The sequence below is a fragment of the Pseudomonas sp. C32 genome, from assembly GCF_030417915.1.
Classification (GTDB): Bacteria; Pseudomonadota; Gammaproteobacteria; order Pseudomonadales; family Pseudomonadaceae; genus Aquipseudomonas.
Genome location: NZ_JAUHUK010000009.1, coordinates 96,321 through 111,044, shown reverse-complemented (window position 1 = coordinate 111,044; position 14,724 = coordinate 96,321). Strand labels below are relative to the sequence as shown.

Annotated in this window: 14 protein-coding genes; all 14 read left to right on the top strand. The window is 56.6% G+C overall.

Annotation, left to right across the window (positions count from 1 at the left end; all coding sequences use genetic code 11):
- Window position 1 precedes the first annotated feature (1 nt).
- The 14 genes from yidC (at window position 2) to atpD (ending at window position 14,716) form a co-directional block, all read left to right on the top strand.
- Window positions 2-1,681: a membrane protein insertase YidC gene (gene yidC / locus QYH43_RS12455; protein ID WP_095057934.1), complete on the top strand. Its 1,680-nt coding sequence runs from the start codon at window positions 2-4 to the stop codon at window positions 1,679-1,681.
- 79 nt (window positions 1,682-1,760) lie between these two features.
- Entirely contained in the window at window positions 1,761-3,131 is a 1,371-nt protein-coding gene (mnmE, locus tag QYH43_RS12450; RefSeq protein WP_095057933.1) for a tRNA uridine-5-carboxymethylaminomethyl(34) synthesis GTPase MnmE, read from the top strand.
- Window positions 3,132-3,683: 552 nt separating this feature from the next.
- Entirely contained in the window at window positions 3,684-5,582 is a 1,899-nt protein-coding gene (mnmG, locus tag QYH43_RS12445; protein ID WP_095057932.1) for a tRNA uridine-5-carboxymethylaminomethyl(34) synthesis enzyme MnmG, read from the top strand.
- Window positions 5,579-6,223, top strand: coding sequence for a 16S rRNA (guanine(527)-N(7))-methyltransferase RsmG (rsmG, locus tag QYH43_RS12440; protein WP_095057931.1), 645 nt, complete (start codon window positions 5,579-5,581; stop codon window positions 6,221-6,223). The genes mnmG and rsmG overlap by 4 nt, the downstream gene beginning before the upstream one ends.
- 18 nt (window positions 6,224-6,241) lie before the next feature.
- Window positions 6,242-7,039: a ParA family protein gene (locus QYH43_RS12435; RefSeq protein ID WP_053164056.1), complete on the top strand. Its 798-nt coding sequence runs from the start codon at window positions 6,242-6,244 to the stop codon at window positions 7,037-7,039.
- A gap of 9 nt (window positions 7,040-7,048) precedes the next feature.
- Complete coding sequence (locus QYH43_RS12430) at window positions 7,049-7,921, top strand: ParB/RepB/Spo0J family partition protein (protein WP_095057930.1); 873 nt, start codon at window positions 7,049-7,051, stop codon at window positions 7,919-7,921.
- 148 nt (window positions 7,922-8,069) lie between these two features.
- Window positions 8,070-8,477, top strand: a complete 408-nt coding sequence (locus QYH43_RS12425) for a F0F1 ATP synthase subunit I (protein ID WP_008045685.1) — start codon at window positions 8,070-8,072, stop codon at window positions 8,475-8,477.
- Window positions 8,478-8,493: 16 nt separating this feature from the next.
- A complete protein-coding gene (atpB, locus tag QYH43_RS12420) occupies window positions 8,494-9,363 on the top strand; it encodes a F0F1 ATP synthase subunit A (RefSeq protein WP_053164051.1) in 870 nt (289 codons plus the stop codon).
- Between the two features lie 133 nt (window positions 9,364-9,496).
- On the top strand, window positions 9,497-9,754 hold the full coding sequence (gene atpE / locus QYH43_RS12415) for a F0F1 ATP synthase subunit C (protein WP_003097235.1): 258 nt from the start codon (window positions 9,497-9,499) through the stop codon (window positions 9,752-9,754).
- Window positions 9,755-9,812: 58 nt separating this feature from the next.
- Window positions 9,813-10,283 (top strand): F0F1 ATP synthase subunit B, encoded by a 471-nt coding sequence (locus QYH43_RS12410; RefSeq protein WP_008045681.1) that lies wholly within the window; start codon window positions 9,813-9,815, stop codon window positions 10,281-10,283.
- A gap of 12 nt (window positions 10,284-10,295) precedes the next feature.
- Window positions 10,296-10,832: a F0F1 ATP synthase subunit delta gene (locus QYH43_RS12405; protein ID WP_008045680.1), complete on the top strand. Its 537-nt coding sequence runs from the start codon at window positions 10,296-10,298 to the stop codon at window positions 10,830-10,832.
- Window positions 10,833-10,853: 21 nt separating this feature from the next.
- Entirely contained in the window at window positions 10,854-12,398 is a 1,545-nt protein-coding gene (gene atpA, locus QYH43_RS12400; RefSeq protein ID WP_030132553.1) for a F0F1 ATP synthase subunit alpha, read from the top strand.
- Between the two features lie 50 nt (window positions 12,399-12,448).
- On the top strand, window positions 12,449-13,309 hold the full coding sequence (gene atpG, locus QYH43_RS12395) for a F0F1 ATP synthase subunit gamma (protein WP_095057929.1): 861 nt from the start codon (window positions 12,449-12,451) through the stop codon (window positions 13,307-13,309).
- Window positions 13,310-13,336: 27 nt separating this feature from the next.
- Entirely contained in the window at window positions 13,337-14,716 is a 1,380-nt protein-coding gene (atpD, locus tag QYH43_RS12390; RefSeq protein ID WP_095057928.1) for a F0F1 ATP synthase subunit beta, read from the top strand.
- Window positions 14,717-14,724: the final 8 nt, after the last annotated feature.

Here is a 14,724-nt window from a genome sequence, read left to right as displayed (position 1 = left end):
CATGGATATCAAACGCACGATCCTGATCGTCGCCCTGGCAATCGTGTCCTACGTTATGGTTCTTAAATGGAACCAGGACTATGGCCAGGCTGCCCTGCCGACTCAGAATGTTGCTTCCAGTACGACTACATCCGGTTTGCCGGACACCGCCACTGGCAATAACGCTTCCGCCAATGACGATATTCCGCGTGCCGCAAGTGATACCAGCGCACCTGCCGAAACGCCGGTGGCCGCCAGCAAGGACCTCATCCAGATCAAAACGGATGTACTGGAACTCGCTATCGATCCACAGGGTGGTGATGTTGCCCAGTTGATGCTGCCGCTGTATCCGCGCCGCCAGGATCATCCGGAAATTCCGTTCCAGCTGTTCGATAACGGCAGCGAACGTACTTATCTGGCGCAAAGCGGTCTGATCGGCACCAATGGTCCGGATGCAAATCCAGCCGGTCGTCCGGTTTATTCCTCGGAGAAGAAGGTTTATCAACTGGCTGACGGTCAGGACCAATTGGTCGTGGACCTGAAGTTCAGCAAGGACGGCGTCAATTACATCAAGCGTTTCACCTTGAAACGCGGCCTGTATGACGTAACCGTTTCTTACCTGGTCGACAACCAGAGCGCTCAGCCCTGGTCCGGTGCGATGTTCGCGCAACTCAAGCGTGACGCCAGCGCCGATCCATCTTCGACCACCGCCACCGGCACCGCGACTTACCTGGGCGCTGCCCTGTGGACAAGTTCCGAGCCGTACAAGAAAGTGTCCATGAAGGACATGGACAAGGCGCCGTTGAAAGAAACCGTTACTGGCGGTTGGGTTGCGTGGTTGCAACACTACTTCGTGACGGCGTGGATTCCGGCCAAGGGCGAAAACAATATCGTCCAGACCCGCAAAGACAGCAAAGGCAACTACATCATCGGTTACACCGGTCCTTCGCTGACCGTTGCTCCGGGTGCCAAAGCGGAAACCAGTGCTGTTCTGTACGCCGGCCCGAAAAGCCAGGCTGTGCTGAAAGAGTTGTCCCCAGGTCTGGAACTGACTGTCGACTACGGCATTCTGTGGTTCATCGCTCAACCGATCTTCTGGTTGCTGCAACATATCCACGCCATTGTGGGTAACTGGGGCTGGTCGATCATCTTCCTGACCATGCTGATCAAAGGGATTTTCTTCCCGCTGTCGGCTGCCAGCTACAAATCCATGGCGCGCATGCGTGCAGTGGCACCAAAACTGGCTGCGCTGAAAGAGCAACATGGCGATGACCGGCAGAAAATGTCGCAAGCCATGATGGAGCTGTACAAGAAAGAGAAGATCAATCCGCTGGGTGGTTGCTTGCCAATCCTCGTGCAGATGCCGGTTTTCCTCTCGCTGTACTGGGTTCTGCTGGAAAGCGTTGAAATGCGCCAAGCGCCATTCATGCTGTGGATTACTGACCTGTCGATCAAGGATCCGTTCTTCATTCTGCCGATCATCATGGGTGCAACCATGTTCATCCAGCAGCAGTTGAACCCGACACCGCCGGATCCGATGCAGGCCAAGGTGATGAAGCTGATGCCAATCATCTTCACCTTCTTCTTCCTGTGGTTCCCGGCCGGTCTGGTGCTGTATTGGGTAGTGAACAACTGCCTGTCGATCGCCCAACAGTGGTACATCACACGTAAGGTCGAAGCCGCCGCTAATGCAGCTGCCTGATTTACACTGTGGATAACCACTCAAAACGCCCCCTAGTGGGGCGTTTTGCTATCTGTCACTTTTGTCTGGATACCGGTTTATGAGCGCTCCTCGTGAAACCATCGCCGCTGTCGCGACTGCCCAAGGTCGTGGTGGTGTGGGCATCGTCCGTATTTCCGGGCCGTTGGCCAGCGTTGCGGCCAAGGCCTTCAGTGGTCGCGAACTCAAGCCGCGATACGCCCATTACGGCCCTTTTCTCAGTGAAAACGACGAGGTGCTTGACCAGGGCATCGCGCTGTATTTTCCGGGACCGAACTCGTTCACTGGCGAAGATGTGCTGGAACTGCAGGGCCATGGCGGCCCGATTGTTCTCGATATGTTGCTCAAGCGTTGCCTGGAATTGGGTTGCCGTCTGGCCCGGCCAGGTGAATTCAGTGAACGCGCCTTCCTGAATGACAAGCTCGATCTAGCCCAGGCCGAAGCCATCGCCGACTTGATCGAAGCCAGTTCTGCACAGGCTGCGCGCAATGCGCTGCGCTCACTGCAGGGCGCGTTCTCGACACGTGTGCATAACCTCACCGAACAACTGATCGGTCTGCGCATCTACGTCGAGGCTGCGATCGACTTCCCGGAAGAAGAAATCGACTTCCTTGCCGATGGCCATGTCCTGAGCATGCTCGACAAAGTACGCGACGAGTTATCCACCGTGATGCGTGAAGCCGGACAGGGCGCCTTGCTACGTGACGGTATGACGGTAGTGATTGCCGGTCGTCCGAATGCCGGGAAATCCAGCCTGCTCAATGCCCTGGCCGGGCGCGAAGCGGCGATCGTGACAGAAATTGCCGGGACTACCCGGGATGTACTTCGCGAACATATCCACATCGACGGCATGCCGTTGCACGTGGTTGATACCGCCGGTCTGCGCGATACCGATGATCATGTGGAAAAAATCGGCGTCGAACGTGCATTGAAAGCCATCAGTGAGGCGGATCGCGTGCTGCTGGTCGTTGATGCCACGGCTCCTGAAGCGCTCGATCCCTTCGCATTGTGGCCGGAGTTTCTCGAAACCCGCCCGGATCCTGCGAAAGTCACCCTGATCCGCAACAAGGCTGACCTGACCGGCGAAGCCATCGCCCTGGAAGTCAGCGATGACGGGCACGTCACTATCAGCCTGAGCGCAAAATCAGGCGGTGACGGCCTGGATCTATTGCGTGATCACCTCAAGGCCTGCATGGGTTATGAACAGACATCGGAAAGCAGCTTCAGCGCACGCAGGCGTCACCTGGACGCACTGCGTCATGCCAGTGCAGCCCTTGAACATGGTCGCGCTCAGCTGACTCTGGCCGGTGCCGGCGAGTTGCTGGCGGAGGATTTGCGACAGGCTCAGCATTCCCTGGGGGAAATTACCGGCGCATTCAGCTCCGATGATCTGTTGGGGAGGATTTTTTCCAGCTTCTGCATCGGTAAATAACGCCCTCCGTTGTCCACAGACAGGCCATTCGAGCCTGTCTGTTTTCTCCTTTTCTTGATCAAACACCGAGTGCCGAGCGAATTCTTTCTGCTTGAGCGGCATTTGTGTGCCCGGATTTTGATCATTCCGACGCTATTCTGTGGATTAAGCCCTGTGAATAACAGCGGTTAAGGTCAGTTGATAACAGGGCTCGAAAACTGAATATAATTGCCTCTGTGGATAACCACCCCTTTCATCCACAGGCTTACACCGGTTATCCAAGGGCCTCATTGGCACATGAACACAGGGTTTTGAATCTCTGTACACATTGAAAACAAAGGGCTGCATCAATCTATCCACAGAAATGTAGCTACATAGAAATAAACATAAAAACAAAGATTTAATAAATTTCTCTCTTTTTAATTTCTATAACCCCGACTTTTCCACAGCTGGTTAATTTTTGTGCAAAGGGTTCTTTAGGAACGGCGAAGTCCCTATACTTGTCGACCAGGTCCAAAAACCTGAGCTCAAACTATTCCTGAATTACCTACTTAAGCAGGCACGAGGTGCGTGGTGGATTTCCCTTCCCGTTTTGAAGTGATCGTCATCGGCGGCGGTCATGCCGGTACCGAGGCAGCACTGGCCTCAGCACGTATGGGGGTGAAAACCCTGTTGCTGACGCATAACGTGGAAACCCTCGGTGCCATGAGCTGCAACCCGGCTATTGGCGGGATCGGCAAAAGCCACCTGGTCAAGGAAATCGATGCCCTCGGCGGCGCGATGGCCATGGCTACCGATAAAGGCGGCATCCAGTTTCGCGTATTGAACAGCCGCAAAGGCCCCGCCGTGCGTGCAACCCGCGCCCAGGCAGACCGGATTCTGTACAAGGCCGCTGTCCGCGAAATCCTGGAAAACCAGCCGAACCTGTGGATATTTCAACAGGCTGCTGATGACCTGATCGTCGAGCAGGAACAAGTCCGTGGTGTTGTCACGCAAATGGGTCTGCGTTTCCTCGCCGATTCCGTGGTGTTGACCACCGGTACGTTCCTCGGTGGACTTATCCACATCGGTTTGCAGAATTTTTCCGGCGGTCGCGCCGGTGATCCGCCGTCGATCGCCCTGGCTCACCGTCTGCGTGAACTGCCATTGCGTGTGGGCCGTTTGAAAACCGGTACTCCACCGCGTATCGACGGCCGGTCTGTGGATTTCTCTGTGATGTCCGAACAAGCGGGCGATACGCCGATCCCGGTGATGTCGTTCATGGGGTCCAAAGAGCAGCATCCGAAGCAAGTCAGCTGCTGGATTACCCACACGAATGCGCGCACCCACGAAATCATTGCCGCGAACCTCGACCGTTCGCCGATGTATTCCGCTGCCGGTGAGATCGAAGGCATTGGCCCGCGTTACTGCCCGTCGATTGAAGACAAGATCCATCGCTTTGCCGACAAGGAAAGCCATCAGGTGTTTATCGAACCGGAAGGTTTGACCACCCATGAGCTGTATCCGAACGGGATATCCACAAGCTTGCCGTTCGACGTGCAATTGCAGATCGTGCAATCGATTCGCGGCATGGAAAACGCGCACATCGTGCGTCCGGGCTACGCGATCGAGTACGACTACTTCGATCCACGGGATTTGAAATACAGCCTGGAAACCAAAGTCATCGGCGGCTTGTTCTTCGCCGGGCAAATCAACGGCACCACCGGTTACGAAGAAGCCGGCGCCCAGGGTTTGCTTGCCGGGACCAACGCGGCGCTGCGTGCACAGGGCAAAGACGCCTGGTGCCCGCGTCGCGATGAAGCGTACATCGGCGTGTTGGTCGACGACCTGATTACGCTCGGTACCCAAGAGCCCTACCGGATGTTCACGTCCCGTGCCGAATACCGTCTGATTCTGCGCGAAGACAACGCCGACCTGCGCTTGACCGAAAAAGGTCGCGAACTGGGCCTGGTGGATGACGCGCGTTGGGCGGCTTTCTGCAAAAAGCGCGAAAGCATTGAGCTGGAAGAGCAGCGTCTGAAAAGTACCTGGGTACGCCCGGGCACCGAGCAAGGCGATGCGATCGCCGAAAAATTCGGCACGCCGCTGACTCACGAATATAACCTGCTCAACCTCTTGAGCCGTCCGGAAATCGACTACGCTGGTCTGATCGCCGTGACCGGTGGCGGCGCAGAAGATCCACAGGTCGCCGAGCAGGTCGAAATCAAGACCAAGTACGCCGGTTACATTGATCGTCAACAGGATGAAATCGCCCGTCTGCGCGCTAGCGAAGACACGAAACTGCCTGTGGATATCGATTACACGAATATTTCCGGTCTCTCCAAAGAGATCCAGAGCAAACTCGGCGCGACCCGACCAGAGACTTTGGGCCAGGCGTCACGTATCCCGGGTGTTACGCCGGCAGCCATTTCGCTGTTGATGATTCATTTGAAAAAACGCGGCGCGGGCCGTCAGTTGGAGCAAAGCGCTTGAGTTCGTTGGTCACTTCGCAACACGCAGAAGAGTTATCCACAGGTGCTCGCCAGCTTGGTGTCACGCTGACAGAAACCCAGCACGCGCAGCTGCTGGGTTACCTGGCCCTGTTGATCAAATGGAACAAGGCTTACAACCTCACCGCCGTGCGTGATCCGGACGAAATGGTGTCCCGTCATTTGCTCGATAGTCTGAGCGTCATGTCGTTCATCGAAAATGGCCGCTGGCTGGATGTTGGCAGCGGTGGCGGCATGCCGGGTATTCCGCTGGCCATCCTGTTTCCAGAGTCCCAGGTGACTTGCCTGGACAGCAACGGCAAGAAAACCCGCTTCCTGACCCAGGTCAAACTCGAACTCAAACTGGATAACCTGCAAGTTATCCACAGTCGCGTCGAAGCCTTCCAGCCTGAACTGCCATTCAACGGGATTATTTCCCGGGCGTTCAGCAGCATGGAGAACTTCAGCAACTGGACTCGCCACCTCGGCGATACCGAAACACGTTGGCTGGCAATGAAGGGCGTTCATCCCGCCGATGAGCTGGTAGCATTGCCGGCAGACTTCCACCTCGATAGCGAACACGCCCTGGCCGTACCCGGTTGCCAAGGCCAACGCCATCTGCTGATACTGCGCCGCACGGCATGATTGGGAACACAAGCAAGAATGGCTAAGGTATTCGCGATAGCGAACCAGAAGGGTGGTGTGGGCAAGACCACCACCTGCATCAACCTCGCAGCATCCCTGGTTGCAACCAAGCGCCGGGTGTTGTTGATCGATCTCGATCCACAGGGCAACGCCACCATGGGTAGCGGTGTGGATAAACATGGCCTGGAAAACTCGGTCTACGACCTGTTGATCGGTGAATGTGACCTGGCCCAGGCCATGCACTACTCCGAACACGGTGGTTACCAGCTGTTGCCGGCCAACCGCGACCTGACCGCGGCCGAAGTGGTTCTGTTGGAAATGCAGATGAAGGAAAGCCGTCTGCGCAGCGCGCTGGCGCCGATCCGGGAAAACTACGATTACATTTTGATCGACTGCCCGCCGTCGCTGTCGATGCTGACATTGAACGCGCTGGTGGCCGCCGATGGGGTGATTATCCCCATGCAGTGCGAGTACTTCGCGCTGGAAGGTTTGAGCGACCTTGTGGATAACATCAAGCGCATCGCTGAACTGCTGAACCCGAACCTCAAGGTCGAAGGCTTGCTGCGTACGATGTACGACCCGCGCCTGAGCCTGATGAACGACGTGTCCGCGCAGCTCAAGGAACACTTCGGCGAGCAGCTCTACGACACCGTCATCCCGCGCAACATTCGTCTGGCCGAAGCCCCGAGCTACGGTATGCCGGCGCTCGCATACGACAAAGCATCGCGGGGCGCCATCGCCTATCTGGCATTGGCTGGCGAGATGGTTCGCCGCCAACGCAAAAACTCACGCATCGCCGCCGCTCAGGCAACTTAAGGAATCCCCATGGCCGTCAAGAAACGAGGTCTCGGACGTGGACTGGATGCACTGCTGAGTGGTCCGACAGTCAGCTCGCTGGAAGAACAGGCGGCGCATGCCGACCACCGTGAGCTGCAGCACCTGCCACTGGACCTGCTCCAGCGCGGTAAGTATCAACCGCGCCGTGATATGGATCCTCAGGCGCTCGAAGAGCTGGCGCAGTCGATCAAGGCACAAGGCGTTATGCAACCGATCGTGGTTCGCCCGATCGGTGGCGGTCGTTTCGAGATCATCGCCGGTGAGCGCCGCTGGCGCGCCAGCCAGCAAGCCGGGCAGGAAACCATCCCGGCAATGGTGCGCGATGTGCCGGATGAAACCGCGATCGCCATCGCACTGATCGAGAACATCCAGCGCGAAGACCTGAATCCGATCGAGGAAGCGGTCGCCCTGCAGCGTTTGCAGCAGGAGTTCCAGCTGACCCAGCAACAGGTGGCCGAAGCCGTGGGCAAGTCGCGGGTTACCGTGGCGAACCTGTTGCGCCTGATTTCGTTACCGGAAGTCATCAAGACCATGTTGTCCCACGGTGACCTGGAAATGGGCCATGCCCGTGCTTTGCTCGGGTTGCCGGAAAATCAACAGGTTGAAGGGGCGCGACATGTTGTCGCACGCGGGCTCACCGTGCGCCAGACTGAAGCACTGGTTCGCCAGTGGTTGAGTGGCAAACCGGAGCCTGTCGAACCCACAAAACCGGACCCGGATATCGCCCGTCTCGAACAGCGTCTGGCCGAGCGCCTAGGCTCTGCGGTGCAGATTCGCCATGGGAAGAAGGGTAAAGGGCAACTGGTGATTGGCTACAACTCCCTGGATGAACTCCAGGGCGTACTCGCACATATTCGCTGAAACATTTACTCATGTAGCGCGCAGTCGGAAATCACTACCTGACAGTTGAATAGGGGCTGAACCGCCCCTATACTCTGCGCGCATTTTGTCGGCACAAATTATGCCAAGTTATTGCATTTCGGCAGCCGACCATTGGAGAGTAAAAGTGATGGAAACCCGCACGCCAAACCGCTTGCCCTTCCATCGTCTGGCAGTTTTTCCGGTGTTAATGGCTCAATTTGTCGTGTTGCTGATCGCCGCTTTGGCGCTCTGGTACCGATATGGAGTCGTTGCCGGGTACTCGGGACTCTGCGGAGGCCTGATAGCCTTGCTACCCAATGTTTATTTTGCTCACAGGGCATTTCGGTTTTCCGGCGCCCGAGCAGCCCAGTCCATCGTCCGGTCATTTTATGCCGGCGAGGCAGGCAAACTGATTTTGACGGCAGTGCTGTTTGCACTGGTGTTTGCAGGTGTGAAGCCACTGGCGCCGATTGCAGTATTCGGTGCCTTCGTGCTGACTCAGTCGGTCAGCTGGTTCGCTCCCCTGCTGATGAGAACAAGACTTTCGAGACCTTAGGGCGTTTGAGGCAACCATGGCAGAAACAACCGCTTCGGGCTATATCCAGCACCACTTGCAGAACCTGACCTTCGGTCAGCACCCTACCGGCGGCTGGGGCTTTGCCCACACCGCAGCAGAAGCCAAGGAAATGGGCTTCTGGGCTTTCCACGTCGATACCCTCGGCTGGTCGGTCGCATTGGGTCTGATCTTCGTTCTTCTTTTCCGCATGGCGGCGAAGAAAGCGACCTCCGGTCAGCCAGGTGCTTTGCAGAACTTCGTTGAAGTATTGGTCGAATTCGTCGATGGCAGCGTGAAAGACAGCTTCCATGGCCGTAGCCCGGTGATTGCACCGCTGGCACTGACCATCTTCGTCTGGGTGTTCCTGATGAACGCCGTCGACCTGGTACCGGTCGACTGGATTCCTCAGCTGGCCATCCTGATCTCCGGCGATGCACACATCCCGTTCCGCGCCGTGTCGACCACCGACCCGAACGCGACTCTGGGCATGGCCATCTCGGTTTTCGCACTGATCATTTTCTATAGCATCAAGGTCAAGGGCATCGGCGGCTTCATCGGCGAACTGACCCTGCACCCGTTCGGCAGCAAGAACATCTTCGTTCAGGCCTTGCTGATCCCGGTGAACTTCCTGCTGGAATTCGTGACCCTGATCGCCAAGCCGATCTCCCTGGCTCTGCGTCTGTTCGGCAACATGTATGCCGGCGAGCTGGTCTTCATTCTGATTGCTGTGATGTTCGGCAGCGGTCTGCTCTGGCTTAGTGGCCTGGGCGTTGTTCTGCAGTGGGCGTGGGCTGTGTTCCACATCCTGATCATCACCCTGCAGGCGTTCATCTTCATGATGTTGACCATCGTTTACCTGTCGATGGCACACGAAGAAAACCATTAAGACCAGTCTCGACTAGTCTGATGTCCTTCCCGGTAAAACGGGAAGGTGCTCCTTACGGGGCATCTGAAACGATTTGTTTTACCGCTTTAATCTAAAAAACCTAAACCATACGACGTAAAAGTCGGGAGGAAAGATGGAAACTGTAGTTGGTCTAACCGCTATCGCTGTTGCACTGTTGATCGGCCTGGGCGCACTGGGTACCGCAATTGGTTTCGGCCTGCTGGGCGGCAAGTTCCTGGAAGGCGCAGCGCGTCAGCCAGAAATGGTCCCAATGCTGCAAGTTAAAATGTTCATCGTTGCCGGTCTGCTCGACGCCGTAACCATGATCGGTGTTGGTATCGCTCTGTTCTTCACCTTTGCGAACCCGTTCGTTGGTCAAATCGCTGGCTAATTACTCGGATCTTCCGGGTAATTTGGTGTGATGGACAACGTAACTGCGAGGTGTTGGCGTGAACATTAATGCGACCCTGATTGGCCAGTCCGTTGCGTTCCTGATTTTTGTACTGTTCTGCATGAAGTTCGTATGGCCTCCGGTCATTGCGGCACTGCACGAACGTCAAAAGAAGATCGCTGATGGTCTGGACGCTGCCAGCCGTGCAGCTCGCGACCTGGAGTTGGCCCAAGAGAAAGCGGGTCACCAACTGCGCGAAGCGAAAGCTCAGGCAGCTGAAATCATCGAGCAAGCCAAGAAACGCGGTAACCAGATTGTCGAAGAGGCTGTTGAAAAAGCCCGTGTCGACGCTGACCGTGTGAAGGTTCAGGCTCAAGCCGAGATCGAACAGGAACTGAACAGTGTCAAAGACGCGCTGCGTGCCCAAGTGGGCTTGCTGGCAGTCGGCGGCGCCGAGAAGATCCTGGGTGCCACAATCGATCAAAACGCGCACGCAGAGCTGGTTAACCAACTGGCTGCTGAAATCTAAGCGAGGGCGATCATGGCAGAACTGACCACGTTGGCCCGACCTTACGCTAAGGCGGCCTTCGAGCACGCTCAGGCCCACCAGCAACTGGCCAATTGGTCAGCCATGCTCGGCCTGGCTGCAGCGGTGTCGGAAGACGACACCATGCAGCGCGTGCTCAAGGCCCCGCGACTGACGAGCGCAGAAAAGGCCGCCACGTTTATTGACGTGTGCGGCGACAAGTTTGATGCCAAGGCACAGAACTTCATCCACGTCGTTGCCGAAAACGACCGTCTCCCGCTATTGCCGGAGATTGCCGCTCTTTTCGACCTGTACAAGGCCGAGCAAGAGAAGTCGGTAGACGTTGAAGTCACCAGTGCTTTTGCATTGAACCAAGAACAGCAAGACAAACTCGCCAAGGTTCTCAGTGCACGACTCAACCGGGAAGTGCGCCTGCAAGTTGCGGAGGACGCTGCCCTTATTGGTGGTGTCGTCATCCGCGCCGGCGACCTGGTTATCGATGGCTCGATTCGCGGCAAAATCGCGAAACTTGCCGAAGCATTGAAATCTTGAGTTTGAAGGGGCAGCAGAGCAATGCAGCAACTCAATCCTTCCGAAATAAGTGAAATTATCAAGGGCCGCATCGACAAGCTCGATGTGACCTCCCAAGCCCGTAACGAAGGCACTGTCGTCAGCGTATCTGACGGTATCGTGCGGATTCACGGTCTGGCCGACGTAATGTACGGCGAGATGATCGAGTTTCCGGGCGGCGTCTTCGGTATGGCACTCAACCTGGAGCAAGACTCCGTAGGTGCCGTTGTATTGGGCGCATACCAGTCTTTGGCTGAAGGCATGAGCGCCAAGTGCACCGGCCGCATCCTGGAAGTTCCGGTTGGTAAGGAACTGCTGGGTCGCGTAGTCGACGCACTGGGTAACCCTGTTGACGGCAAAGGTCCACTGGGCAACACCGAGACCGACGCGGTCGAGAAAGTTGCTCCAGGCGTGATCTGGCGTAAGTCGGTAGACCAGCCTGTACAGACTGGCTACAAGGCTGTCGATGCCATGATCCCTGTCGGCCGTGGCCAGCGTGAGCTGATCATCGGTGACCGTCAGATCGGTAAAACCGCTCTGGCGATCGACGCGATCATCAACCAGAAGAACAGCGGCATTTTCTGCGTCTACGTAGCCATCGGTCAGAAACAATCGACCATCGCCAACGTGGTTCGCAAGCTGGAAGAAAACGGCGCCCTGGCCAACACGATCATCGTGGCTGCCAGTGCTTCGGAATCTCCTGCACTGCAATTCCTGGCACCGTACTCCGGTTGCACCATGGGTGAATTCTTCCGCGACCGCGGTGAAGACGCGCTGATCGTTTATGACGATCTGTCCAAGCAAGCAGTGGCTTACCGCCAGATTTCCCTGCTGCTGCGCCGTCCACCAGGCCGTGAAGCTTACCCAGGCGACGTGTTCTATCTCCACTCCCGTCTGCTGGAGCGCGCATCCCGCGTTTCGGAAGAATACGTAGAGAAGTTCACCAACGGCGCAGTGACCGGCAAAACCGGTTCCCTGACCGCACTGCCGATCATCGAAACCCAGGCTGGCGACGTTTCCGCGTTCGTTCCGACCAACGTGATTTCCATCACCGACGGTCAGATCTTCCTGGAATCGGCCATGTTCAACTCGGGCATCCGTCCTGCAGTGAACGCCGGTGTTTCGGTATCCCGTGTGGGTGGTGCCGCTCAGACCAAGATCATCAAGAAGCTCTCCGGTGGTATCCGTACCGCTCTGGCTCAGTACCGTGAACTGGCGGCATTCGCCCAGTTCGCTTCTGACCTGGACGAAGCGACCCGTAAGCAACTTGAGCATGGTCAGCGCGTTACCGAGCTGATGAAGCAGAAGCAATACGCACCAATGTCGATCGCTGACATGGCGCTGTCGCTGTATGCCGCTGAGCGTGGGTTCCTGACTGACGTTGAAATCGCCAAAATCGGCAGCTTCGAGCAAGCGCTGATTGCTTTCTTCAACCGCGATCACGCCGATTTGATGGCGAAGATCAACGTGAAAGGTGACTTCAATGACGAAATCGACGCTGGCATGAAAGCCGGTATCGAGAAGTTCAAGGCCACCCAAACCTGGTAAGCCGCAGCGGGAGCCGCAAGGCTCCCGCTTGCTAACCTGATAGGTGTTACATGGCAGGCGCAAAAGAGATTCGCAGTAAGATTGCGAGCATCAAAAGCACGCAAAAGATTACCAGCGCCATGGAAAAAGTGGCGGTCAGCAAAATGCGCAAGGCACAAATGCGCATGGCTGCTAGCCGTCCTTATGCGGAGCGTATCCGCCAGGTAATTGGGCATCTGGCCAACGCCAACCCGGAATACCGCCACCCGTTCATGATCGACCGCGAAATCAAGCGCGTTGGTTATGTCGTAGTGAGCAGTGACCGTGGTTTGTGCGGCGGCTTGAACACCAACCTGTTCAAGGCCCTGGTCAAGGACATGGCGGTAAACCGCGAAAACGGCGTCGAGATCGATCTGTGTGTCGTTGGTAGCAAGGGTGCGGCCTTTTTCCGCAACTTCGGCGGTAACGTCGTTGCAGCTATCAGCCACCTGGGTGAAGAGCCGTCGATCAATGATCTGATCGGCAGCGTCAAGGTGATGCTGGATGCCTACCTGGACGGCCGTATTGACCGCCTGTCCGTGGTGTCCAACAAGTTCATCAACACCATGACGCAACAGCCTACCGTGGAGCAATTGATTCCACTGGTGGCAACCCCGGATCAGAACCTCAAGCACCACTGGGACTATCTCTACGAACCGGATGCCAAGGAGCTGCTAGACGGCTTGATGGTCCGTTACGTGGAGTCGCAGGTCTACCAGGCGGTGGTCGAGAACAACGCGGCTGAACAAGCTGCGCGGATGATCGCGATGAAGAACGCTACCGACAACGCCGGTGATTTGATCAGCGATTTGCAGCTGGTCTACAACAAGGCGCGTCAGGCTGCGATCACCCAAGAGATCTCGGAAATCGTCGGCGGCGCTGCCGCGGTTTAACGGTTCAAATATTCAGAGGATCCAGCTATGAGTAGCGGACGTATCGTTCAAATCATCGGCGCCGTTATCGACGTGGAATTTCCACGCGACAGCGTACCGAGCATCTACAACGCGCTGACTGTACAAAGCGCGGCCGGGACCACCCTGGAAGTTCAGCAGCAGCTGGGCGATGGCGTGGTTCGTACCATTGCGATGGGTTCCACCGAAGGCTTGAAGCGCGGTCTGGACGTTATCGACTCTGGCGCAGCCATCTCCGTACCGGTCGGTAAAGCGACTCTGGGCCGGATCATGGACGTTCTGGGCAACCCGATCGACGAAGCTGGTCCAATCGCTACTGAAGAGCGTTGGGGCATTCACCGTCCAGCGCCTTCGTTCGCTGAACAGGCAGGCGGCAACGACCTGCTGGAAACCGGCATCAAGGTTATCGACCTGGTTTGCCCGTTTGCCAAAGGCGGTAAAGTCGGTCTGTTCGGTGGTGCCGGTGTAGGCAAAACCGTAAACATGATGGAACTGATCCGTAACATCGCCATCGAGCACAGCGGTTATTCCGTGTTCGCCGGTGTGGGTGAGCGTACTCGTGAGGGTAACGACTTCTACCACGAGATGAAGGATTCCAACGTTCTGGACAAAGTGGCACTGGTTTACGGTCAGATGAACGAGCCGCCGGGTAACCGTCTGCGCGTAGCACTGACCGGCCTGACCATGGCCGAGAAGTTCCGTGACGAAGGTAACGACGTTCTGCTGTTCGTCGACAACATCTATCGTTACACCTTGGCCGGTACTGAAGTATCCGCACTGCTGGGCCGTATGCCTTCCGCAGTAGGTTACCAGCCGACCCTGGCTGAAGAGATGGGCGTTCTGCAAGAACGTATCACTTCGACCAAGGAAGGTTCGATCACTTCGATCCAAGCGGTATACGTACCTGCGGATGACTTGACCGACCCGTCGCCAGCGACCACCTTCGCCCACTTGGACGCTACCGTCGTTCTGTCCCGTGACATCGCTTCCCTGGGTATCTACCCAGCGGTCGATCCACTCGACTCGACTTCGCGCCAGCTGGACCCGAACGTAATCGGCCAGGACCACTACGACACCGCTCGCGGCGTTCAGTACGTTCTGCAGCGTTACAAAGAACTGAAGGACATCATTGCGATCCTGGGTATGGACGAGCTGTCGGAAGCCGACAAGCAGTTGGTAAACCGTGCTCGTAAGATCCAGCGCTTCTTGTCGCAGCCGTTCTTCGTGGCTGAAGTCTTCACCGGTGCATCGGGTAAATACGTTTCCCTGAAAGACACCATTGCTGGCTTCAAAGGCATCCTCAACGGTGACTACGACCACCTGCCAGAACAAGCGTTCTACATGGTTGGCGGCATCGAAGAAGCGATCGAAAAAGCCAAGAAACTGTAATCCCGGCG